Raw genomic sequence first — 23,419 nt, forward strand, 5'->3', positions numbered from 1 at the left:
CGCAGATTATACCCGCCTGCGGCGCGCGCCACGCCGTCAGGGTTTGGGCTGCTCGCGCACCGGGATGGGCGCATTGCACAGGTCGACGTGGTTGACGGCGAACTTGTTCCAGGCCCCGCCCCGGTTGCGCTGGGCCTCGACCACGGCCTCGTAGGTCTTGCTCTCGGTACGCATGACTTCCAGCTTGCTGCGCTCGGCCTCGGGTACCTCGGAGGCCAGCCGCACCGACTTGATGGCCAGGCGCTGCTCGGGCTGCTCATAAAATCCCATGGCGCCGCCGCCGCGCGGCAGCGAGGACAGCAGCGGCATGCCCCACACCACGCGTCCGACCACGGTGATGTTGCGGTCCAGCTGGCGCGGCGCATTGCCGGTCACGGCATACAGCTCGGCGCCGTTGCCGCTGTCGCTGTCATTGTCGCGGCCCACGCCCACCATGGCGTAGCAGTGCGCCAGCCAGGTGGTGCCGGACTTGGGATCGCGCCCCACCGGGAAGCCGTTGGAATGGCCGATCTGCGGCGCATAGCCGTCCACGTCGCGCTGGCGCACGAAGTGCTTATCGTTGCTGATGGGGACGGTGAACTCGCCCGGCACCTTGGCCTTGGCCGAGCCCAGCGATTTGGGATTCTTTTCGTTGGGGTCGCCCCACTGGGCCACGAAATTGTCCTGCGAGCGCAGCACGGCCAGTCCGTCGTAGTAATGCTCGCGGGCCAGCAGCTTGATGTTGGCCACGTTTTGCGGGGCGAAGCTGGGCGCCAGCTCGATCACCACGCGGCCGGTGGGCAATTCCAGGTACAGGGTGTTGTCCGGATCCAGCGGCCGCCAGTCGGACGGCTTGGACGCCTTGATGACGTCGCTGACCGTGGGTTTGCTGGCCAGGTCGGCGGCATGGGCGGCGGCCAGGCCCAGGGCCAGGGCGGGAATGGCGCAAAGATGACGTGCGGGGTGCATCCGGATCTCCTGAAATTGATGCTTGCGCTTGCTGCGCAGGGCCGAGGAATTGTAAACTGCAAGATGGACAGCCAGGAAACTGCCCCCTGGCCGTAGTGTATGATTCCGGCGGCTACCTTTTTGGGAAAAATATGGATTTTATGCAATTCTTTGACATGATACTTCATGTCGATAAGACGCTGGAAATACTGATACAACAATACGGAACCCTGATTTACGCCGTCCTGTTTGCCATCATCTTCTGCGAAACGGGCCTGGTGGTGCTGTTTTTCTTCCCTGGCGACACCCTGCTGTTCATTGCCGGCGCCCTGTGCGCGGTGGGCGAGATGAACCTGGGCCTGCTGATCGTGCTGCTGGTCACGGCGGCCGTCACCGGCAACACGCTCAACTACTGGATAGGCGAGAAAATCGGCCAGCGCGTGTTTACCCACGACTACCGCTGGCTCAACAAGGACGCCCTGCGCCGCACCCACGAGTTCTTTGAGAAGCATGGCGGCAAGACCATCGTGCTGGCCCGCTTCGTGCCGGTGGTGCGCACCTTCGCACCCTTCGTGGCGGGCGTGTCCGACATGACCCATACCCGTTTCCAGCTGTACAACATCACCGGCGCCACGCTGTGGGTGGTGCTGCTGACGGTGGCCGGCTACTTCTTTGGCAACATGCCGGTGGTGCGCGACCACCTGACCGAGATCGTGCTGGTCGGCGTCGGCGTGGCCGTGGTGCCGATGGCGCTGGGCACGGCCTGGAAGTTGTCGCGCCGCGTGCTGGGCCGATAGTCAGCGTCCTGCCGGGCGATGCCCGGCAGGACGCCGTGGCGTGTCCGGCAGTTTTTCTTGCGCCACACTCAAGTTTTTCCTCAGTGCATCCGTAAACCAGTTGTAATCGCTTACTTCTGGACATACATGCGCACTCTGATCGCCATCATCGCTTGCAGTTTCGCCGCCGCGACGGCCAGTGCGAACGAGCCGCAACCCAAACCCGCCGCCGCGCCCGATTCGGCCCCCAGGAACGAGATTCCGCTGTCGCCCTCGGCCCGGAATCCCGGCGTGAAAGGCGTGCAGGCGATCCGCACGGCCGCCGCCGCGCAGGCCGCGCCCGCCGGTGCTTCCAGCTCCTCCTCTGCAGCGGCATCGGCGCCGGCGCGCAAGCTGTCCGAGCGCGAGCGCGAACAGCAGGCTGAGGCCGAGCTGTCGGCCCGCATCGCCGAACGGCTGGCCATCATGCGCGCCAACCAGGCCGCGCGCGTGGCCCAGCAGGCCAAGGCCAAAAAGGCCGCCGCCGCCGCCGAGGCGGCCAGCGCCGCCGCAGCAGCAGCGGCCGCCGCCAAGCCCAAGGTTTACAGCGACCGCTGGTCCTACGAAGGGGACACCGGCCCGGCCCACTGGGGCGAGATCAACCCGGCCTGGGCCAAGTGCGGCAGCGGCAACCGCCAGTCGCCGATCGACATCCGCGACGGCATGAAGGTGGACCTGGAGCAAATCGTGTTCGACTACCATCCCTCGTCCTTCAACGTGACCGACAACGGCCACACAGTGCAGGTCATGGTCGGCGGCGGCAATTACCTGACGGTGCAGAACCGTACCTATGAGCTGGTGCAGTTCCACTTCCACCGCCCGTCCGAGGAACGCATCAACGGCAAGATGTACGAGATGGTGGTGCACCTGGTGCACAAGGACCTGGAAGGCAAGATCGCCATGCTGTCGGTGCCGCTGGAACGCGGCCGCCAGCAGCCGGTGGTGCAGACGGTGTGGAACAACCTGCCGCTGGAGAAGTTCGACACCCTGGCGCCCAACGCCGTGCTCGACCCCATGGAACTGCTGCCGCAGCGGCGCGACTACTACACCTACATGGGATCGCTGACCACGCCGCCCTGCACCGAGGGCGTGCTGTGGATGGTGATGAAGGAGCCGGTGCAAGCCTCGCCGGCCCAGATGGCGCTGTTTGCGCGCCTGTATCCGATGAACGCGCGCCCGCCGCAGCCGGGTAACGGCCGCATCATCAAGGAATCGAACTGAGGGCGTTCAGCCCACGCTGATGCGGGTGGCGCCGCGCCAGCTCTGGCCGGCGCCCAGCGGGCGCTGGTCGCAGATGGCCGGCTCTATGCACACGAAGCGCAGGTATTCGTCGTCGGCCAGGTCCACCAGGGCTGCGGCGTCGGCCTGGCCCGGATTCCACACCACCCAGTTGACGAAGCCCTGCTGGTCCAGGCGCAGCGTGGCGTCGGCCGTGTTCAGGGTCAGGTTGGGCGTGGCCTGGTACAGGCGGTCGTGCTTTTCCAGGAAGTGCAGGGCGGGGAAATCCTGGGTGCGCGTGTTCAGGTGGTGGTCGGTGTACTGCACGTGCTGCAGGCCGCTGATGCTGGTGGCGGCCAGCTGGCCGACCTCGTAATAGGTGTGCAGGGCGCAGCCGAAATCGAAAGCCGTGTCGCCGGTGTTGCGCACCGTGTAATCCATGTCCAGCGCGTCGCCGTGCAGGGTGAAGCGCAGGCTCAGGGCGAAGGCGTGCGGCCAGGCTGCACGCAGCTCGTCCGGGACGTCGGCCGGGGCCAGTTCGAACTCCAGCCACGATTTTCCCCCGTCGCCGCCGCTGCCGGCCAGGCGCCAGGTCGACACGCGTGCGAAGCCGTGCCGCAGGCCGGGGCCGCGCACGTTAAATTGCGGGAAGATCACCGGCACGCCGCCGCGTATGGCCTTGCTGCCGTCCAGCGGGGTCTGGCGGCTGACGAACAAGCGCTCCTTGCCGTCCGCCGTCTTCCACGACAGCAGGTGGGCGCCGAAATGCGATACCGTGATTTCGGCGCCATCGGCGGCCGTCAGGCGCACCGCGGACAGCGCGCCGTATTCCGTGTTGCTTGCTTCTGCCATGTCTTCTCTCTCTCTCAAGTCAGCCGGTTCTTTGCCAGCGGTGGATTTTTCGCGAAGTAGCGCCGTATGCCCTTGACGATGGCGTCGGCGATCTGGTTCTGGTAGCCGTCATCGAGCAGCTTGGCCTCTTCCTCCGGGTTGGAAATGAAGGCGGTCTCGATCAGGATGGAGGGAATGTCGGGGGCTTTGAGCACGGCGAAGCCGGCCTGCTCGACCGCGCCCTTGTGCAGCCGGTTGATGCCGCCGATTTCGCTCAGCACGGCCTTGCCCAGCTTCAGGCTGTCGTTGATCTGGGCCGTGGTGGACAGGTCGAACAGTACGCTGGCCAGCTGGCGGTCATGGTTTTTCACGTTCACGCCGCCTATGGTGTCGGCCAGGTTTTCCTTGTCCGCCAGCCAGCGCGCGGCCGAGGACGAGGCGCCCTTCTCGGACAGCACGAACACCGAGGAACCGCGCGCGGTCGGCTGCACGAAGGCGTCGGCGTGGATGGACACGAACAGGTCGGCCTGCACCTTGCGCGCCTTTTCCACCCGGGTGCCGAGCGGCACGAAGTAGTCGCCGTCGCGCGTGAGCATGACGCGCATGTTGGGCAGCTCCTCGATCTTGCTCTTGAGGCGCTTGGCGATGGCCAGCACGATATCCTTCTCGCGGCTGCCGTTCTTGCCGGCCGCGCCGGGATCCTCGCCGCCGTGGCCGGGATCGAGGGCGATGGTCAGCATGCGTACCAGCTTGCCGTTTTTACTGTCGGCGGCGCGCTCCACGGCCTGCAGCTCGCGCTTGATCTCGGCCCTGGGGTCGGCCTTGGCATCGGCCCTGGGATCGGGCTTGAGCTCGGACTTGAGTTCATCCAGCGTGGGCTGGGGCGCGGCCGCCAGGCGCTCGGCCTCGGACGGCTTGAGCGGCAGGTCGGCCTTGGGCAGGCCCGGCGGCGGCTGCTGGCCCGGCGCCGCGCCGGGCGCCGCCACGCCGTCGCCGGACCAGTCATGCTTTTCTATCATGGCTGCCAGCGGGTCGGCCGGCTTGACCGGATACAGGTCGAAGATCAAGCGGTGCTTGTATTCGCCGGCCGGGGCCAGGGTGAACACCTGCGGCTTGACCTCTTCCTTGAGGTCGAACACCAGCCGCACCACGTTGGGCCGGTTCTGGCCCACCCGCACCTGGCGGATGTAAGGATCGTTGGACTGTATCTTGGCCACCAGGCTTTTCAGGGTGGGATTGAGTTCCAGTCCCTCGATATCGACCACCATGCGCTCCGGATCCTTGACGATGAAGTGGGTTGCCTTGAGCACGCTGTCGTTTTCCAGCGTGACGCGGGTGTAGTCGTCGGCCGGCCACACGCGCACGGCCAGGATCTGGGCCGCCCAGGCGCGGGCCGGCGCCAGCAGCGACAGCAGCAGGGTGGCGCCGGCCTTGAGGACGGTGCGCCGCGATCGTTGCGCGCTCACGGCTGGGGGACGAAGTGGAGGCGTTGCAGGCATGACTGACCCAGAGCGGTGGACGCCCACAATTCTACATCACGGCCATGGCCCGCGACGCTCAGCTGGATGTCCAGGTCGGGCGGCGGCAGCAGCATCCCGGCCTTTTCCGGCCACTCGACGATGCAGATATTGTCGCCGTCGAAGTCTTCGCGGAAGCCGGCGTCCAGGAATTCCTCCGGGCTGCCCATGCGGTACAGGTCGAAGTGGATCACGTTGACGGCGCGCCCGTCCAGCTGCACGCGGTAGGGTTCGGACAGGGTATAGGTCGGACTCTTCACGGTGCCGGCGTGGCCGGCCGCATGCAGCAGGGCGCGCGTCAGGGCGGTCTTGCCGGCGCCGAGGTCGCCGTGCAGGTGTATGGACATGCCGGGCGCCAGTGCGCGCGCCAGGGCGGCGCCCAGGGCGGCGGTGCGGGTTTCGTCGTGGAGGTGGGCTGTAAAATGCTGCATCGAATAGAATACCGTCTGTCTGTCCAATCCGGCGCGCGCGGCGCGCTGGTTCTGCCTGTAACCGCCGCATTGTAACCGCCCGTCCGCGACCATGTCCTCGTCCCTCCCCAATTTAACCGAACTGGCGGCCCGCATCAAGCGCTGGGGCGTGGAGCTGGGCTTTGCCGAACTGCGCATCGCCGACATCGACCTGTCCGCGCACGAGGCCGGGCTGCAGGCCTGGCTGGACGCCGGCATGCACGGCGAGATGGACTACATGGCCGCCCACGGCATGAAGCGGGCCCGTCCGGCCGAGCTGGTGCCGGGCACGGTGCGCGTGATCAGCGCCCGCATGGATTACCTGCCGCAGTCGCTGCCGCCTGAGTGGAGGGAGCGCGAAAGCGCGCGCCTGGCCGATCCCGGCGCGGCCGTGGTATCCATCTATGCGCGCGGGCGCGACTACCACAAGGTGCTGCGCGCCCGCTTGCAGCAGCTGGCCGACCGCATCCGCGCCGAGGTGGGCGAATTCGGCTATCGCGTGTTCACCGACTCGGCGCCCGTGATGGAGCTGCCGCTGGCGGAAAAGGCCGGCCTGGGCTGGCGCGGCAAGCATACCTTGCTGATCAGCCGCAGCGCCGGCTCCATGTTCTTCATGGGCGAGATCCTGGTCGACCTGCCGCTGCCGGCCGATGCCGCCACCGGCGCCCACTGCGGCCAGTGCAGCGCCTGTATCTCGGTGTGTCCGACCCGGGCCATCCTGGGACCGGGGCGGCTGGACGCGCGGCGCTGCGTGTCCTACCTGACCATAGAACTCAAGGGCGCCATTCCGCTCGAGCTACGGCCCCTGGTCGGCAACCGCGTGTACGGCTGCGACGACTGCCAGACCGCCTGCCCGTGGAACAAGTTCGCCCAGCGCGCGGCGCTGCCCGACTTCGAGGTGCGCAACGGCCTCGATGGCGCCTCCATGCTGGAGCTGTTCGCCTGGAGCGAGGAAGAATTCAACCGGCGCATGGAAGGCAGCGCGATCCGCCGCATCGGCCACCAGCGCTGGCTGCGCAATCTCGCGGTCGGCCTGGGCAATGCGGCCGCCTCCGGGGCGCGCGGCGACGCCGCCATGCTGGCGGCCCTGCGCGCGCGCCTGGACCACCCCTCGGAACTGGTGCGCGAGCATGTGGCGTGGGCGCTGGCCTGCCACCTGGACCCTGCTTCAGCCGAATAGCTTGCGCAGCCAGGAGCTGCCGGCGCCATCGTAGGCAATGGCGGCCGGCACCCCCAGCGTGACCGCCGTGCCGCCGTCCGCACCGGCGCCGAACTCGAACTGGGCGCCCAGGCGCCGCGCCCGTTCGCGCATGCCCTGCAGATCCCAGTGGCGCACGCCGTCAGCGCCGGCCGCCGCGCCTGCGCCATGCGCCCCGCCCGTGTTGCTTTCCCCAGCACGTCCATCACTGGCCACCGTCACGCGGAAGCGCTCCACGCCATAATCCAGGCTGACCTCGACCCGGCCGGCGCCGGCGTGGCGGAAAGCGTTGCGCAGCGCCTCGCGGGCGATGGCGCACACTTCCTCGGCTGCCTGCGGCTGCAGGCCGGTGTGCGCACCTTGCACCCGCAGCAGGAAGGCGGTGTCGGGATGCTGCTCGCGCAGCAGCTGGCTTTCCATGCCCAGGGCCTGGACCAGGTCGATGCCGCGCCCCTCGCGCAAGCCCTGCGCCTGGGCGCGGCCCTCGGCCAGCACCTGGTCGGCCTGGTCCAGCAGCGGCTCCAGGCCGGCGCGCGCGCCGCCGTCTTCCGGCAGCACGCTGCCATAGGCTTGCAGGCGCAGCACCAGGCCCTGCACGGCCTGCAGCAGGCTGTCATGCACGGTGCTGGCGCTGCGGTCGCGCTCCGACATGCGCGCCAGCAGGCGCTCGTTGACGCGGCGGGTGGCGGCGCGCAGGCGGGCGCGGTACAGCGCGGCCAGCAGCAGCGCCGCCGCGGCCGCACACGGGATGCGGAACCACCAGGCCTGGTGCCAGGCCGGCGCAATGCCGAATTCCAGCAGCGCTTCCGGCCCCATTACGCCATCCTCGTTGGCGGCGCGCACCCGGAAGCGGTGCCGGCCCGGCGCCAGCCCGGTGTAGTAGGCGGTGCGGCGCGCGCCGGCCTCCTGCCAGCCCTCGTCCACGCCGTCCAGTTGGTACTGCACCCGTATGTGCTCGGGCCGGCCCAGGCCGGGCGCGGCGAAGTCGATCTCGATGTTGCGCGCCAGCGGCGGCAGCTCCAGGCCGGGGCGGGCGCCGAAAGCCAGCGCGCCGCTGGACAGGCGCTTGACCTGCGCCATAGGCGGCACCGGGTTATGCCGCAGGGCGGCGCTGTCCAGGGTGACGATGCCCTCGGTGGTGGCGGCCCACAGGCGGCCGTCGGGCTGGGCGGCCAGGCTGGCCAGGCGCAGGTCGAGCGCGGCCTGGCCGGGGTAGCCTTCCACCACGTCGTACAAACGGTAGCGCAGCGGCGTGCCGGGATGGTCGACGGCGGCGCGCCAGTCGTCGCGGCGGATGTGCACCAGGCCCTTGCCGCCGTTCAGCCAGCGGTCGCCGTCGGCCGTCACGGCCAGGCCGCTGACGTTGCGCAGCACCTCGGGCTGGGCGGCCGCCAGCAGCTGGAAGCGGTCCTGGCGCAGCACGGCCAGGCCCTTGACGCCGCCCACCACCACCTCGCCGCCCTGGCTGAAGATGCCGGTGACATAGCCGGCTTCGGACACGTCGTAGCGGGTCAGCCTGTCGTTGTCGTAGAAGTTCACGCTGCCGTCGCCCGAGCCCAGCCACAGCTGGCCGGGACCGGCGGCGGCCAGCAGGAAGATGCGCGGCGGAAGGTTGTAGTCCTTGCGCGACTTCCAGCGCCCATCTTCCCAGGCCTGCAGCCCCAGTTCGCCGGACACCATCCACAGTCGCCTGCCGTCGTCCACCAGGCGGTACACCTGCAGGTCCATGGGCTTGCCGTCCGGTCCCGGCGGCAGGGCGATGGTGGTGGTCTTGCCATCCTTGCGGCGTTCGATGCTGCGGCGGGTGGCCAGCAGCAGTTCGCCATCCAGGCCGGGCTGCACCAGCTGGTAGCGGCCGTGGCGGTCGGGCAGGGGTGCGGCGCCGGGCCGCAGCTGCCAGGCCTGTTCCGATTGCAGGTCGGCGGCCCACATGCGGCCGTCGCCGTCCAGCGCCATGCTCAGCATGTTGCTGGGGTTGGGCAGGCGCACCGGCAGCAGGGCGTTCTCGCGCAGCCGTTCCAGCCCGGTCTGGGTGGCGATCCACAGGTTGCCCTCGCGGTCCTCCAGCATGGCGGTGGCCAGCAGCGAACCCATTTGCAGCGGCTGGTCGAACTTGTCGCTGGCCATCAGCGAGGGTCGCAGTTCGCGCTCCTGGCGCTGGCCGGCCCTGGCCATCAGGCACAGGCCGCGCGGACATTGCAGGGCCCACAGGTTGCCGTCGCGGTCGAACTGGCCGGCCCAGCGCGATTCCTGCTGGTTGTAGCGTTCGGCGCGCGGCTGCGGGGTGGCGCTGGCGATAGCGGTGGGCTGGGGCACCAGGCGCAGGCGGTCCGGTTCGGCCAGCCACAGACGGCCGTCGGGAGAGGCCAGCAGGGTGGCGCGGCTGTGCCGCATGCCGGTGTCGATAAAGCGGCCGCTGGCGCGGTCCAGGCGGAACAGGGTGTCGCTGCCGGACACCCACAGCTGGCGGTACTGGTCGACCAGCACGGTGGTGGTGGCGCCGGACGGCAGGCCGCGTCCCTCGGCGATCTTCGTCCAGGCGCCGTTCAGATAGTGGTGCAAGCCATACGGACCGGCCGCCCACAGGCTGCCGTCGCCATCCACCGCCAGCGACTCCACCGGCCCGATGGCTGAATCCAGGGGCGCCAGCTGTTCCAGCTCGCCGTTGGCGTGCAGCACCGAGACGCCGCCGCCGATGTAGCAGATCAGCAGGTCGCCGTTGGGCTGGGCCAGCAGGGTATAGATGCGCGGACGCGGCAGTTCGGCGCCGTCGCCGGTGACGTAGCGCTCGAAGCGCACGCCGTCGAAGCGGTACAGGCCGACCGGAGTGCCCAGCCACAGCCAGCCGTCCGGAGTCTGCGCCATGGAAGTGATGGACGGCGGGGCGCCATCGCGGGTGCTCCAGATGGTGTGGTTGAAGTCCTGCAGCCTGGTGGCGGGATTCAGGGCGGCGGCCGGCCGCGCCAGCGCCAGCAGCAGCGCCAATCCAGCCAGAAGAAGCAGACGTAGTGACAAGATCATCCCGCGTAGTGATGGACACGCCGCCCATTATAGGCAAACTCGCCCATCGCGAGACCGTTCACAGGTGTTTCAAGGTTTTACGGCAAGCTTGCGCACGAGCTGCGGGATCAGGTGGTGCTCACCGGGCCGGGTGATGACGCATTTGGCAAAATAAGCGTCGACGGCAGCGTGGTCCCTGACGTCATAGGGTTCGTCATCGTCCTGGACCACTTCCTCGGGCGCCAGTGCGACCAGCCCCTCAATTTGCTCATCGGTCAAGTTGCGTGGATCTGAAATATTTGCGGCTTTCATATCGTTCTCCGTAACGGCAGGAAATGACACGGGTGGAATCGCCAATTTGCTGCCAGACCAGCACCACGACTTTACCCTTGAACAAGCCCATGCTGCGCAGGCGCTGCTCGTGGGGCGTGAAATCCGGGGACGTCAGCATATCGGAATCGAACACGGCGTCGAGTTCTGCGAAATCGATGCCGTGTTTCCTGAGGTTCTCGCGCCGCTTGTTTTCGTCCCATATCAGCATCCAGCCATGGTGTCATTCCATGCTAGGCCGCCTACTGTGATAAATCAAGCAAGCCTTACTTGAGCAGGCCGGCCAGCTCGACGGCGGTCTTGACCTGCATCTTGTCGAAGATGTGGGCGCGGTGGACTTCCACCGTGCGCATGCTGATGCCCAGCTGGTCGGCCACCACCTTGTTCATCTTGCCGGCCAGGATCAGGTCCAGCACTTCGCGTTCGCGCGCCGACAGGGTGGCCAGGCGCGCGTGCACCTGGGCCATCTCACCGGCGCGGCGCGATCCGGCCAGGCCTTCCTGGACCCGGTCCATCAGCTGGTTGTCGTTGAAGGGCTTCTCGAAAAAGTCGAAGGCGCCGCGCTTGAGGGTGTCCACCGCCATCGGCACGTCGCCGTGGCCGGTCAGGAAGATCACCGGCATGCGCTGGGTCAGCCCGCGCGCGGCCAGCTGGTCGAACACCGCCACCCCGTTCATGTCCGGCATGCGCACATCGAGCAGCACGCAGTCGCCGTCGGTCTCGAACTGGCCCAGCTCCACGTGCGCCAGGAACTGCAGCGCGCCGTCGTAGGTGCGGGCCGGAATGGCGCGGGTCGAGGCCAGCCAGGCCAGCGAATCGCGCATGGCTTCTTCATCGTCGACGATGTGCAGCATAGGGGTCTCCTTAAAGGACAGCGACGGCGGCGATGGCCGGCAGCGTGAATGTGAAGATGGTACCGCCTTCCGGGTTGGCGCGGTGGGCCAGCGTGCCGCCGTGGAATTCCAGCGCGCTGCGGCACACGTTCAGGCCCATGCCCATGCCCTCGGCCTTGGTCGAGAAGAAGGGCGAGAACAAGCGCTCGGCCACGCCCTGCGGGATGCCGTGCCCCTGGTCGATCACGGCCACCGTGACCTGCTCGGTGGCGGCGTCGTGGCTGGCCACCACGCGCAGCAGGCGCCGCCCGACGGGCGCATCCTGCATGGCTTCGATGGCGTTGCGGGTCAGGTTCAGCAGCACCTGTTCCAGCATGGTGCGGTCGGCCGACACGTCCGGCAGCCCGGCCGGGATCTCGGCGCGGAATTGCACATAGGCCTTGCGCGCCTGCAGCTCGATCAGGGTGCGGATATCCTCCACCAGCGCCGCCATGGCGATGGCCTGGCGCTGCGGCTCGCGCTTCTGCACGAATTCATGCACGCTGCGGATGATTTGCCCGGCGCGCCGGGCCTGGGCCCCGGCCTGCTCCAGCGCCGGCTGGATGGTGGCGGCGGCCAGCGTGCCGTCGCCCTCGCGGGCGCGCGCCAGCAGGTTGAGGGCCCCGGTGGTGTAGCTGGAGATGGCGGCCAGTGGCTGGTTCAGCTCATGCGCCAGCATGGAGGCGATCTCGCCCATGGTCGACAGGCGCGCCGCCGTCTGCAGCTTTTCCTGCTGCTGGCGGTTCAGTTCCTCGACCCGCCTGCGGTCCGAGATATCGAGGATGGAGCCCATCCAGCCGGTCTGCTTGCCATCCTTGTCCACCAGCGGGGCCTCGAACACAAGCACCGGCACGCGCTCGCCGTTGGGGCGCTGGAAGATGGTCTCGAACTGCGGCTCGGCGCGCCCGGCCAGCACTGAGGCGAATCGCTGCTCGTATTCGGCCATGGCTTCCGGCGCCCAGTAGGGCATGGGTGGCAGCTTGCCGACGATTTCCTCGGCCGGATAGCCGACGATGTGGCAGAAGGCCGGGTTGACATAGGTGATGCGGCCATCCAGGTCGCGTGCGCGCAGGCCGGTCACCAGCGAATTTTCCATCGCGGTGCGGAACGCCATCTGCTGGCGCAGCGCGCTTTCGGCCGCCAGTCGGCGCGAGATGTGGCCCCACAGCGCCAGCAGGCTCCATAGCAATCCCAGCGACAGCACGATGACCGAGCCGACCAGCAAATTGGGCAGCAGCTTCGGTTCGCTCTTGACGCTGTCGGTGACCAGGGTGACCGAGGCGCCCGGCAGGTCGAGCGCGCGCTTGTGGGTGTAGACGCCGTGGCCCGGCCCGGCGGCGGCGCGCCGCGCCAGCACCCTGTCGTCGCGGTCCACCAGCGAGACCTGGTTGTCCTGGGCGAACCACCACGGCACCATCTCGTCCAGCAGGGCGCTGGTCTGGTAGGTGGCCACCAGGGTGCCCAGGTAGTCGGCGCCACGGTACAGCGGCACGTGGTAATCCATCAGCACCGCCGACGGCGCCGCCGCCTGGTCCGGCGTCTGCGCCTCGGGCTGGGTGTAATAGGAGCGTTTGGTCTCGCGCGCCAGTTCGGCGGTGGCGCGCGAGGCGGGGCTGAGCTCCACCGGCAGGTTGTCGCTGCCGGCCACGACCTTGCCCTGCGGGTCCAGCCAGGTCACGCGCAGCAATTCGTGGCCGTTCTTGAGCAAACGCGCCATGCGTTCGCGCTGGCGCTCGCGCGGCAGCGTGCCGGCGCCGATTTCCAGCGCCAGCGCGCGCAGGCTTTCCTCGTCGCGCCCGAGCTGGAAGCGGATGGTCTGTTCCACCCACAGGGTATCGGCGATCAGCTGTTCCTGGCGCTCGTTGCTCTCCATCTGGCGCGCCTGCCATGGCAACCATATCAGGATGGCCAGGAAAAACAGCACCAGCACCATGGGCAGCAGCCAGCGCAGCGGATTGCTCATTTTCAGGCGGCGCAGCAGGGTAGGCGGTTTGGTCATGGGCGCTCAGGGTAAAGCGTGGCAGGGGCGCTGCCATTGTGGTTATCCACAGTTGCCGACCTTGCGGCGAGTCGTGAGAATCCTTCAGGATAGAACAATAGTGTAGTTGAAAACCACCATGGAGACCTCATGAAACTGAAAGCCACCCTGCTCGCCGTCGGCGCCGCCCTGAGCCTGAACGCCTTTGCGCAAGCACCCATCGTCATCAAATTCAGCCACGTGGTGGCGGCCGACACGCCCAAGGGCCAGGCCGCCGAGCGCTTCAAGCAGCTGGCCGAGAAAGCCACCAATGGCCGCGTCAAGGTCGAAGTCTATCCGAACAGCCAGCTGTACAAGGACAAGGAAGAACTGGAAGCGCTGCAGCTAGGCGCGGTGCAGATGCTGGCGCCCTCGCTGGCCAAGTTCGGTCCCCTGGGCGTGAAGGAGTTCGAGGCGTTCGACCTGCCGTACATCTTCCCCTCCAAGACCGCGCTGTACAACGTGACCGAGGGCGAGATCGGCAAGAGCCTGCTGAAGAAGCTGGAGCCGAAGGGCATCACCGGCCTGGCCTACTGGGACAATGGCTTCAAGGTGATGTCGGCCAACCGTCCGCTGCACAGCGTGGCCGACTTCAAGGGCTTGAAGATGCGCATCCAGTCGTCCAAGGTGCTGGACGCGCAAATGCGCGCGCTGGGCGCCAATCCGCAGGTGCTGGCCTTCTCCGAGGTGTACCAGGCCTTGCAGACCGGGGTGGTGGATGGCACCGAGAATCCGCCGTCCAACATGTACACCCAGAAGATGCACGAGGTGCAGAAGCACGTCACGGTATCCAACCATGGCTACCTGGGCTACGCGGTGATCGTCAACAAGAAGTTCTGGGACGGCCTGCCGCCCGACATCCGCGCCGCCCTGGACAAGGCCATGAAGGAAGCGACCACCTTCGAGAAAGCCATCGCCCAGCGCGACAACGACCTGGCGCTGGAAGAGATCAAGAAGGCCGGCAAGACCACCATCTACACCCTGAGCGTGAAAGAGCAGGCCGAATGGCGCAAGGCCCTGCTGCCGGTGCAGAAGGACATGGAAAGCCGCATCGGCAAGGACCTGATCTCCGCCATCAACAAGGAAGCGGCCAAGTAAGTCAAGGCGCTCCAATGACAACGGCAGGCTGCGCGCCTGCCGTTTTTTTTGCGCCGCGTTGCCGCGCCGTTATCGCGTGCCCACCGCGGTGTCAGGTCACCGCGGTGTCAGATCTGCCAATGGTACATGGGCCTGCCATGATAAGCGGACTCATGTACCAATGGCAGATCTGACACCTTGGGTGGACACCTTGGGTGGACAATAAGCGGACTCATGTACCAATGGCAGATCTGACACCTTGGGTGGACACCTTGGGTGTGGACACCCTGGGTGGACACCAGCGAGGCTACATCAACCCCATGGCTTTCGGCAGCCAGAGCGACAAGCCGGGCCAGTAGGTGACGATCACCAGGAACACGATCATGGTGATCAGCCACGGCATCACGGCCACCGTCAGCTCCGAGATGCTCATCTTCGAGATGCCGCTGGCCACGTACAGGTTCAAGCCCACCGGCGGGTGGCACAGGCCCACTTCCATGTTGGCGTCGATCATGATGCCGAAGTGGACGGCGTCGATGCCGAGCCGGATCGCGGCCGGGTGCAGTATGGGCGCCATCACCAGGATGATGGACGAGGGTTCCATCACGTTACCGGCAAGCAGCAGCAGTATGTTGGTGAAGAACAGGAAGCCGGCCTGGCCCAGGTCCTTGGCCAAAATCCAGTCCGCCATCGCCTGCGGAATGTTTTCGTGCGCCATCAGGAACGAGAACAGCACGGCGTTGGTGATGATGTACAGCAGCATGGCGCTCAGGCTGGCCGATTTCTTCAGCACTTCGGGCGTCTTGGACAGGGGCATGTCCTTGTACACGAACACCGAGATGATGAAGGCGTACACGGCGCTCATGGCGGCCGCCTCTGTCGGCGTGAAGATGCCCTTGGTGATGCCGCCGATGATGATCACCACCAGCATCAGCCCCCACACGCTCTTGCGGAAGGCGGTCCAGCGCTGGCCCCAGCCGGCCTTGCGCATGCGCGGGTAGTTGTTCTTCTTGGCCAGCACCCAGGTGGTGCCGCACAGCATGACCGTCAGCAGGATGCCGGGGAACAGGCCGGCAAGGAACAGCGCGCCTATCGAGGTGTTGGTGGAAATCGCGTAAATCACTTTCGGGATCGACGGCAGCATCAATATGCCCAGCGAACCGGCCGTGATGATGACCCCGGCGCCGAACTGCTTGGGATAGCCCTGCTTGACCATGGCTGGCAGGATGATGGAGCCGATCGCCACCACGGTTGCCACCGAGGAGCCGCACACCAGGGCGAACATGGCGCAGGCGATGATGCCGGCCAGCGCCAGGCCGCCGTGCCAGTGCCCGATCAGGCTGGTGGCGAAGGCGATCATGCGCTTGGCCACGCCGCCATGGGTGAGGAAATTGCCGGCCAAAATGAACAGCGGGATGGCCATGATCTCGAATTTCTCGATGCCGCTGAACAGCTTGAGGGCGACCGCCTCCACCGGCACCTGGGTCAGCAAATACATGAACATCAGCACCGTCAGGCCCAGCGCGATGGAAACCGGGATCCCGGTCAGCATCAGCAAAATCAGCAGGGCAAACACGATGCCCACCTTGCCGCCCAGGATGCACAGGCCCAGCAGCAGCCCGGCCAGCACGGCCAGGATGGTGCCGGCCTTCTTCTTGGTCCAGGCGGGGATTTCCGGCATGGTCACGGTGCTCATCGCGCACCTCCATGGGCCGGCGCGGCGGCAAACAGGTCATCCTCGTCGTCATCCAGGCCATCCACGTGGGCTTCGTTGTGGTGCGGCAGCTCGCCATGGCGCAGGAAGGTCCAGCCGACCTGCATGAAGCGGAAGCACATCAGGTAGGACCCCATGGGCACCACGGAATAAATGAACCAGGTCGGCCACTCCAGGTCCGGCGTGGTCGGGCCTTCGGGCACGTCGGTCACGTCCCAGCCCAGCAGGTGGAAGACGGCGTAATGCATGCCGTTTTCCCACACGAAGCGCAGGCCCAGGGTGCCGATGATGCCGGTAAACAGCATGCCGCACACCAGGGCCAGCATCACGGTGGCGCGCCGCCAGTCGGCCGGCAGCCGGTTCACCAGCACGTCCACGCCCACGTGCACGCCCATGCGCACGCCGTAGGCGGCGCCGAACTTGGCCATCCACACGAACATGATGATGGCCAGCTCCTGGGCCCATTCGAAGTGCAGCGATAGCAGGAAATCTTGCACGAAAGGAATCGGCAGGCCTGTTCCATAACGGTGCACGACGGAGAAGAAGATGAGCAGCGTGGCGCCTCCCATCAGGAAGGTGATGATCCACTCTTCCAGGTGATCCAGCAATTTCATGAACATGGTTTGTCTCGCTATGTTGTTGAACTCCGGTCAGACGCCGGGCTTGCCGCTAACATAACAGCTACGTAACCATGGGCAATTAGGGGTAGTACTAGGTGTGGTTTTTGCTGCATCGCAGCAGATATATCTCCCATTACCACAACTTATGACTGCTGGCGAGAGGGTTTTTTTTGCCTCCGTACGGCTCTCTCAAAAGGCGCAAAAAAATGAGAAAAACGTAAACAGATGCGCTATGATGGCGTCGCTTTCAGGGAAATACAGACGAGAACAAATCACCGCCCGGAAGCTCGCCGCACAGAATTGTAGGTGGGGAGTGTGTAGAAAACGGTTGTCAGAAAACCGGCATATATTGAGGAGACACACGTTTTACAGAATGTCGTTGCGATAGCGACTGCAGGCCGCCATAAGCGCGCTACGGGAGCAGGCAAACGACCGGGAACGTGAAGCAGGATTGAAAGCGCATCGCGAGATGCGCTTTTTTTTATGCCTGCGCCGTACAATAGCCGCTGGAAAGCCACCGCTGCTGTGGCTTGCATGCAACAAGTAAACGCAACATGTTGGTGCAAGAATACAACAGTGGCTAAGTGCTAAGTCCTATTTTGGTGCATACAACTGTGATGAAAATACAACGGGATCAGGAGTACGCGGCCATCGTGCCGTTGCCATTCGGAAAACTAGGCGTGCGGACCGCAGGCGATGTGGTGGCCGAACTGGCCTATCTGCCGCCCGATGTGGCGGTGTTGGCGCCGCGCGACGCACTGGCCGAGCGCGCCGCGGCCCAGGCTGAACGCTACTGCCTGAACCCGGACTACATATTCGATCTGCCGCTGGCGCGCCACGGCACCGCCTTCCAGCAAAAGGTGTGGGACACCTTGCTGAGCATTCCGCGCGGCGAGGTGCGCACCTATGGCGAGCTGGCCCGGCACCTGGGCTCGGTGGCGCGTGCGGTCGGCCAGGCCTGCGGCGCCAACCCTTTCCCGCTGGTGATACCCTGCCACCGGGTCACGGCCGCGGACGGCCTGGGCGGCTTTGCCAACAGCGACGATCCCCACGGCTACCTGCTGGGTGTGAAGCGCTGGCTGCTGGCCCACGAAGGTTCGCGCGAGTACGCATGGCAGCAGACGACCTTGCTCTGATCGACGAGTTCTGCGACAGCCTGTGGCTGGAGGACGGCCTGTCGAAAAACACCCTGGCGGCCTACCGGCGCGACCTGGGCCTGTTCTCGCACTGGCTGGCGCAAACGCGGCCCCAGGTGGGCGGCCTGCTGGGTGTGACCCGGCCCGACATCCAGGCCTACCTGGGCGCACGCGCCGGGCAGGGCAAGGCCACCTCGGCCAACCGGCGCCTGTCGGTGTTCCGCCGCTTCTACCAGCTGGCCCTGCGCCAGAACAAGGTCAGCGCCGACCCCTGCCAGGCGGTGGCGGCGGCGCACCAGCCCATGCGCACCGTGCACACCCTGAGCGAGGCCCAGGTCGAGGCCCTGCTGGCCGCGCCCGATATCGCCACGCCGCTGGGCCTGCGCGACCGCACCATGCTGGAACTGATGTATGCCAGCGGACTGCGGGTGTCGGAACTGGTGGCCCTCAAGACCCTGGAAGTAAGCCTGAACGATGGCGCGCTGCGCATCACCGGCAAGGGCGCCAGGACCCGCATGCTGCCCTTCGGCGCCCAGGCCCAGCAATGGGTGGAGCGCTACCTGCGCGAGGCCCGCGGCCAGATCCTCAATGGCCAGGTGGACGACGCCCTGTTCGTCACGGCGCGTGGCGGCGCCATGACGCGCCAGATGTTCTGGGTCGTGGTCAGGAAGCACGCCCAGCGCGCCGGCATCACGGCGCCGCTGTCGCCGCACACCCTGCGCCACGCCTTCGCCACTCACCTGCTCAACCACGGCGCCGACCTGCGCGTGGTGCAGCTGCTGCTGGGCCACGCCGACATTTCCACCACCCAGATCTATACCCACGTGGCGCGCGAGCGCCTGAAGCAACTGCATGCGCAACATCATCCGCGCGGCTGAAAAACTTGCGCCGTTCACGACTGCGTCATAATGTGCGGTAAGCAGCATCCATCCACCATAGGGGTTTTCCATGGCAAAAACGAATTTCCAGTATGAAAAGCGCCAGCGTGAGTTGGAAAAGAAACGCAAGGCCGATGAAAAAGCCAGGCGCAAGGCGGAGCTGAAGAACAATCCGCAGGCCGGCGAAGAGCCGGGAGAGCCCGAGGAACAGGGCGCAGGGACGGCGCCGCAGGAAGAATAAGGGAGTGCCATATCGTCCCCGCCAGCGCGGGGACGCCTCAGGCAATCTTCAGGCCGCTTCCGGTCGGGAGGGCTGCGCCTCGGCCGGCTCCGCGTGGGGGGCCTTGCCGAGGTAGCGCTGGGCGCGCCGGCCCAGGTTGTCCAGATAAGTGTAGGCCACCGGCACCACCACCAGCGTCAGCAGGGTGGAGGTCAGCACGCCGCCGATCACGGCGCGGCCCATGGGGGCCTGGGTCTCGCCGCCGTCGCCCATGCCGATGGCCATCGGCAGCATGCCGAACACCATGGCCAGGGTGGTCATCAGGATGGGCCGCAGGCGCACCTGGCCGGCCTCCATCAATGCTTGATACTGGGTCATGCCGGCGCGCTGGCCGTGGTTGGCGAAGTCCACCAGCAGGATGGCGTTCTTGGTCACCAGCCCCATCAGCATGATGAAGCCGATCACGGAAAACACGTTGAGCGTGCTGCCGGTGGCCAGCAGCGCCACCAGCACCCCGATCAGCGACAGCGGCAGCGACATCATGATGGCCACCGGCTGCAAGAAGCTGCCGAACTGCGAGGCCAGCACCAGGTAGATGAAGATCACCGCCACGCCCAGGGCCGTGATGGCGCCCGACATGGTTTCCTCCATTTGCTGGGCGTTGCCGGCCACGTCGAAGCGCACCCCGGCCGGCAGCACGATATCCTTCATGGCGCGCCGCACGTCGGCGTCCACGTCGCCGCTGGGGCGGCCCTGGGTGCCGGCGTACACCGCCACCCGGCGCTGCAGGGCCTGGCGCTTGAGCACCTGCGGGCTGAACGAGGGCACGAATTCCACCACCTGGCGCAGCGGCACCATCATGGGCTGGCCGTCCGGCCCCAGCCTGCTCGAGGCCAGCGACAAATCGGCCAAATCGGCCACCTTCTGCCGGCCGGACTTGGGCAGCTGCACGTTGACGTCGTAGTTCTGTCCATCGTCGGCCAGCCAGTGGCTGATGGTGTCGCCCGCCACGAAGGGGCGCAGGGCGGCGCCGACCTGCTGCACCGACAAGCCCAGATCGCTGGCCAGCTCGTTGTTGATCTTGACCGTGGTGGACGGGCTGGCGCCTTCCTGGCTGTATTCCAGGTCGACCAGGCCGGGGATCTTGCGCATCTTGTCCATCAGGCGGTGCGCCACGTCGTCCAGCTGGGCTTCGTTGGTGCCCAGGATGGCGATGAAGATGGGCTTCTGGCCGAACGCCAGCGTGATGCCGGGAATGGAGGCCAGGCGCTCGCGCACGGCTTTTTCCAGCTCCTGCTGGCTGCGCTTGCGCAGCTTGCGGTCGGTCAGCTTGAGGTCGACCTGGGCCGTGTTGCGGCCATCCCAGGTGCCGGCCACGGTGGCCATGCTGTCGATCTCGGGGAAGGCCTTCAAGGCTTGCTCGACCTGACGGACCTTGCCGTCCACGTACTCCAGGCTGGAGCCGACCGGGGTCTTGAAGTGGATGTTGATCCAGCCCTCGTCGGTTTCCGGGAACATTTCGCCGCCGATCTTCGGCACCAGCAGCAGGCTGCCGGCAAACAGGGCGAAGGCCAGGGCCAGGGTCAGCTTGCGCCAGCGCAGGGCCAGCGCCAGCACGCCGCCGTACCACACGTGCAGGCGCTCGACGCCGCGCTCCAGGCTGGCCATGCAGCGGCCCAGCCAGGGCACATACTTGAAGCGGTCCTTATCGGGATCCGGCCAGACCGAGGACAGCATGGGGTCCAGCGTGAAGCTGACGAACAGCGACACTAGCACCGCCACCGCCACCGTGATCCCGAACTGCAGGAAGAAGCGGCCTATGATGCCCTGCATGAAGGCCACCGGCACGAACACGGCCACGATGGCAAAGGTGGTGGCCATCACGGCCAGGCCGATCTCGTTGGTGCCATCCTCGGCGGCCTGGCGGTGGCTCTTGCCCAGGCCCAGGTGGCGCACGATGTTCTCGCGCACCACGATGGCGTCGTCGATCAGCAGGCCTATGCACAGCGACAGCGCCATCAGGGTCAGGAAGTTCAGCGTGAAGCCGAAATACTTCATGGCGATGAAGCTGGCCAGCACCGAGATCGGCAGGGTCAGGCCGGTGATGATGGTGCTGCGCCAAGAGTGCAGGAAGAAGAACACGATCACCATGGTCAGCACGGCGCCTTCCAGGATGGTCTCCTTCACGTTATTGAGCTGGCTTTGCACGCGTTCCGACTGGTCTTCCAGCACGCGCAGGTGGATGTCGGACGGCAGCGACTGCTGCAGCTCGTGCGCCACGCGCTGGATGCCGCGTCCCACTTCCACCACGTTGGCGTCCTGCACCTTGGTGATTTCCATGCTGATGGCGCGCCGGCCGTTCAGGCGCGAGATCGATAGCTCCTCGGCCTCGCCGTCCACCACGGCCGCCACCTGCTCCAGGTAGACCGGGCCGCTGGCGCGGCGCGCCACGATGATCTTGTTGAAGTCGCGCGCCTGCTTCATCTTGCCCTCGACCCGCACCAGCTGCTCGGTGGCGCCGTAGGCGATGCTGCCGGCCGGCAGGTTGGTGTTGGTGGCCTGGATGGCGGCAATCACCTCATCGACGCCGACGGCCTGGGCCCGCATGTCGTCCGGGCGCAGGCTGACCAGGATCTGGCGCGAGGCGGTGCCGCGCAGCTTGACCTGGCCCACGCCGGCCACGGCCTGGAAGCGCTTGACGATGTACTGGTCGGTCATGGTGGACAGTTCGCGCAGCGTGTGGGCGTCGGCGGTCAGGGCCAGGGTGGCCACCGGGCGCTCGTTGTCGCCTTCCTCGCGCACGATGAACGGGTCCTTGGCCTCCTTGGGGAAGCGCGGCCGCACCTGGGCCACCTTGTCGCGCACGTCCTGCATGGCGCGGTCCATATTGGTGGACAGCTCGAATTCGAGGTACACCCCGGCGCGCCCCTCCCACGAGTTGGCGCGTATGGTCTTGATGCCGCTGACGGTGTTGACGGCTTCCTCGATGGGGCGGGTGATGTCGTTCTCGACCGCTTCCGGCGAGGCGCCGGGATAATTGACCTCGATGGCGGCAAACGGGAACTGCACATTGGGCATGCTCTCCACGCCCAGGCCGCGGTAGGAAAATACGCCGAGCACCATCAGGCCTATCATGACCATGGTGGCGAACACCGGGTTGCGGATGCTGACTTTGGTGATCCACATGGCTCAGCCCTTGGCCGGGGCCGCAGCGGAGGCGGCCGGCAGCTTGACCCGGCTGCCCGGCTTGACGCTGTCCAGGCGCGCGATGATGACCTGGTCGCCGGCCTGCAGGCCGGCGTTGACCTCGGCCAGGCCCTCGTCCTCGTTGCGCAGGCCCAGGGTGACGGGCTGGGCCACCACCTGGCCATGCTCTATCTTGTGCACCAGCGGGCGCTCCGGCGTGCCGCGCAGGGCGGCCAGCGGCAGCAGCGGCTTCTCGGCCGAGCGTTCGGTGACGATGCTGCCCTTGGCGAACATGCCGCCCAGCAGCACGCCTTCCTCGTTGGGCACGCTGATGTAGACCAGCATGGCGCGCGAACCGGCCTCCGTGGTCGGGTTGATGCGCGCCACCTTGCCGTGGAAGTCGCGGCCGGGGAAGCCGTCGACGCGGAAGCGCACGTCCTGGTCCACTTTTACGCGCGGGATTTCGGCGGCCGGCACCTGGGCTTCCAGCACCAGCTCGGACAGGTTGACAATGGTGTACACCGGCATGTCGGGCGCCAGCTTTTCGCCGGGCTGCACGTGGCGTTTGCTGACCACGCCGGACAGCGGCGCGCGTATCACGCCGTCATCGAGCGCGATGCGGGCGATCTCCACCTGGGCGGCGGCCGACTTCACGCTGGCGCGCGCCAGGTCCACCGCGTTCTGGGTGGTGTCGTAGGCCGTTTGCGAAATGTATTTCTGCTTCAGCAGGGCCGCGCTGTTGGCTTCATTCTTGGACGCCATGGCCAGCCGGGCCTGGGCTTCGTCCAGGGCAGCCTGCTGCTGGGTCAGGCGGGCGCGCAGGTCGGCCTGGTCGATGCGGGCCAGCACCTGGCCCTGCTGCACGCGCATGCCTTCGCGCACGGCGGTGAATTCCACCTGACCGGATACCTTGGACTTGATGGTGGCTGAACTCAGGGGCGTCAGCGAGCCGGACAGGGGCAAGCTGAGCGCCAATGAACGGGTGGCGATGGCCGCGACGTCGCCGCTGGCCAACTCGAACACGGGGGCTACCTCTTTACTGGCGGCGGCCGGCGCCGGCGCAGTGGCCGCCGGCCGGTGCAGCCAGGCCCAGCCGCCGGCCAGCACCGACAGGACGGTCACGGCCAGCAGGGGCGCGCGCCAGCGGCGCGCGTGGGTGGCGTGGGCGGAGGCGGGCGCAGCCAGGGGCAGGGTTTCGATTTTCATGGTGTGGGAATGCGGTGCAAAAGTTTGCATGCTGGCACTGTATGGATATTCAAGACCGGCGGCAGCCGGAATGCGACAGGCGGCGTAAACACGGTGCTGAACTGCAGAAAGCAGCAGATGGCAGGTCATGGCGCTTCCTTGATGAAAGTCAAAGACGCGCATCCACCAGCGGCAAAAATGGGCCATGCCGCAGGGCGCAACCACGACG

Annotated in this window: 20 protein-coding genes; 7 read left to right on the forward strand and 13 right to left on the reverse strand. The window is 66.6% G+C overall.

Features of this window, described 5'->3' with window-relative positions:
- Positions 1-36: 36 nt before the first annotated feature.
- Positions 37-948, reverse strand: coding sequence for a peptidylprolyl isomerase (locus ACLB1G_RS17060; RefSeq protein WP_491628426.1), 912 nt, complete (start codon positions 946-948; stop codon positions 37-39).
- A gap of 131 nt (positions 949-1,079) precedes the next feature.
- On the opposite strand from ACLB1G_RS17060, the gene ACLB1G_RS17065 reads away from it, so the two are divergent.
- Both ACLB1G_RS17065 and ACLB1G_RS17070 read left to right on the forward strand, forming a co-directional pair.
- Positions 1,080-1,724: a VTT domain-containing protein gene (locus tag ACLB1G_RS17065; RefSeq protein ID WP_491628427.1), complete on the forward strand. Its 645-nt coding sequence runs from the start codon at positions 1,080-1,082 to the stop codon at positions 1,722-1,724.
- Positions 1,725-1,850: 126 nt separating this feature from the next.
- Complete coding sequence (locus tag ACLB1G_RS17070) at positions 1,851-2,963, forward strand: carbonic anhydrase (RefSeq protein ID WP_491628428.1); 1,113 nt, start codon at positions 1,851-1,853, stop codon at positions 2,961-2,963.
- Between the two features lie 6 nt (positions 2,964-2,969).
- Here ACLB1G_RS17070 and ACLB1G_RS17075 read toward each other — a convergent pair whose 3' ends face one another.
- From ACLB1G_RS17075 to tsaE, 3 genes are read right to left on the reverse strand one after another with little or no spacing between them, the layout of a single operon-like run.
- Positions 2,970-3,812 (reverse strand): D-hexose-6-phosphate mutarotase, encoded by an 843-nt coding sequence (locus ACLB1G_RS17075; protein ID WP_491628429.1) that lies wholly within the window; start codon positions 3,810-3,812, stop codon positions 2,970-2,972.
- A gap of 14 nt (positions 3,813-3,826) precedes the next feature.
- On the reverse strand, positions 3,827-5,290 hold the full coding sequence (locus ACLB1G_RS17080; RefSeq protein WP_491628430.1) for an N-acetylmuramoyl-L-alanine amidase: 1,464 nt from the start codon (positions 5,288-5,290) through the stop codon (positions 3,827-3,829).
- On the reverse strand, positions 5,254-5,739 hold the full coding sequence (tsaE, locus tag ACLB1G_RS17085; RefSeq protein WP_491628431.1) for a tRNA (adenosine(37)-N6)-threonylcarbamoyltransferase complex ATPase subunit type 1 TsaE: 486 nt from the start codon (positions 5,737-5,739) through the stop codon (positions 5,254-5,256). Before tsaE ends, ACLB1G_RS17080 begins: the two co-directional genes overlap by 37 nt.
- Before the next feature lie 91 nt (positions 5,740-5,830).
- On the opposite strand from tsaE, the gene queG reads away from it, so the two are divergent.
- Positions 5,831-6,937 carry a tRNA epoxyqueuosine(34) reductase QueG gene (gene queG, locus ACLB1G_RS17090; RefSeq protein ID WP_491628432.1) on the forward strand — a complete coding sequence of 369 codons (1,107 nt, stop codon included), beginning with the start codon at positions 5,831-5,833 and terminating at the stop codon, positions 6,935-6,937.
- Here the strand turns inward: queG and ACLB1G_RS17095 are convergent.
- The 5 genes from ACLB1G_RS17095 to ACLB1G_RS17115 all read right to left on the reverse strand — a co-directional run bounded on the left by ACLB1G_RS17095 (position 6,926) and on the right by ACLB1G_RS17115 (position 13,156).
- On the reverse strand, positions 6,926-9,976 hold the full coding sequence (locus ACLB1G_RS17095) for a sensor histidine kinase (protein WP_491628433.1): 3,051 nt from the start codon (positions 9,974-9,976) through the stop codon (positions 6,926-6,928). The two genes, queG and ACLB1G_RS17095, sit on opposite strands and share 12 nt — an antisense overlap.
- Before the next feature lie 69 nt (positions 9,977-10,045).
- A complete protein-coding gene (locus ACLB1G_RS17100) occupies positions 10,046-10,234 on the reverse strand; it encodes a hypothetical protein (protein ID WP_491628434.1) in 189 nt (62 codons plus the stop codon).
- On the reverse strand, positions 10,224-10,496 hold the full coding sequence (locus ACLB1G_RS17105) for a BrnT family toxin (RefSeq protein WP_491628435.1): 273 nt from the start codon (positions 10,494-10,496) through the stop codon (positions 10,224-10,226). The genes ACLB1G_RS17100 and ACLB1G_RS17105 overlap by 11 nt, the downstream gene beginning before the upstream one ends.
- A 55-nt stretch (positions 10,497-10,551) precedes the next feature.
- Positions 10,552-11,139: a response regulator transcription factor gene (locus tag ACLB1G_RS17110; protein ID WP_491628436.1), complete on the reverse strand. Its 588-nt coding sequence runs from the start codon at positions 11,137-11,139 to the stop codon at positions 10,552-10,554.
- Between the two features lie 10 nt (positions 11,140-11,149).
- Complete coding sequence (locus ACLB1G_RS17115; RefSeq protein ID WP_491628437.1) at positions 11,150-13,156, reverse strand: sensor histidine kinase; 2,007 nt, start codon at positions 13,154-13,156, stop codon at positions 11,150-11,152.
- A gap of 129 nt (positions 13,157-13,285) precedes the next feature.
- On the opposite strand from ACLB1G_RS17115, the gene ACLB1G_RS17120 reads away from it, so the two are divergent.
- Entirely contained in the window at positions 13,286-14,272 is a 987-nt protein-coding gene (locus ACLB1G_RS17120) for a TRAP transporter substrate-binding protein (RefSeq protein WP_491628438.1), read from the forward strand.
- A gap of 286 nt (positions 14,273-14,558) precedes the next feature.
- Here ACLB1G_RS17120 and ACLB1G_RS17125 read toward each other — a convergent pair whose 3' ends face one another.
- Both ACLB1G_RS17125 and ACLB1G_RS17130 read right to left on the reverse strand, forming a co-directional pair.
- Positions 14,559-15,947, reverse strand: a complete 1,389-nt coding sequence (locus tag ACLB1G_RS17125) for a TRAP transporter large permease (protein WP_491628439.1) — start codon at positions 15,945-15,947, stop codon at positions 14,559-14,561.
- On the reverse strand, positions 15,944-16,579 hold the full coding sequence (locus ACLB1G_RS17130; protein ID WP_491628567.1) for a TRAP transporter small permease: 636 nt from the start codon (positions 16,577-16,579) through the stop codon (positions 15,944-15,946). The genes ACLB1G_RS17125 and ACLB1G_RS17130 overlap by 4 nt, the downstream gene beginning before the upstream one ends.
- 623 nt (positions 16,580-17,202) lie before the next feature.
- On the opposite strand from ACLB1G_RS17130, the gene ACLB1G_RS17135 reads away from it, so the two are divergent.
- The 3 genes from ACLB1G_RS17135 (at position 17,203) to ACLB1G_RS17145 (ending at position 18,840) form a co-directional block, all read left to right on the forward strand.
- Positions 17,203-17,721 carry a methylated-DNA--[protein]-cysteine S-methyltransferase gene (locus tag ACLB1G_RS17135; RefSeq protein ID WP_491628440.1) on the forward strand — a complete coding sequence of 173 codons (519 nt, stop codon included), beginning with the start codon at positions 17,203-17,205 and terminating at the stop codon, positions 17,719-17,721.
- Positions 17,697-18,599 (forward strand): site-specific tyrosine recombinase XerD, encoded by a 903-nt coding sequence (xerD, locus tag ACLB1G_RS17140; protein ID WP_491628441.1) that lies wholly within the window; start codon positions 17,697-17,699, stop codon positions 18,597-18,599. The genes ACLB1G_RS17135 and xerD overlap by 25 nt, the downstream gene beginning before the upstream one ends.
- A gap of 70 nt (positions 18,600-18,669) precedes the next feature.
- Positions 18,670-18,840, forward strand: a complete 171-nt coding sequence (locus ACLB1G_RS17145) for a hypothetical protein (protein WP_491628442.1) — start codon at positions 18,670-18,672, stop codon at positions 18,838-18,840.
- Between the two features lie 48 nt (positions 18,841-18,888).
- On the opposite strand, the gene ACLB1G_RS17150 is transcribed toward ACLB1G_RS17145, so the two are convergent.
- Both ACLB1G_RS17150 and ACLB1G_RS17155 read right to left on the reverse strand, forming a co-directional pair.
- Entirely contained in the window at positions 18,889-22,005 is a 3,117-nt protein-coding gene (locus ACLB1G_RS17150; RefSeq protein WP_491628443.1) for an efflux RND transporter permease subunit, read from the reverse strand.
- Between the two features lie 3 nt (positions 22,006-22,008).
- Complete coding sequence (locus tag ACLB1G_RS17155) at positions 22,009-23,211, reverse strand: efflux RND transporter periplasmic adaptor subunit (RefSeq protein ID WP_491628444.1); 1,203 nt, start codon at positions 23,209-23,211, stop codon at positions 22,009-22,011.
- Positions 23,212-23,419 lie beyond the last annotated feature (208 nt).

The sequence above is a fragment of the Duganella kummerowiae genome (assembly GCF_053572355.1).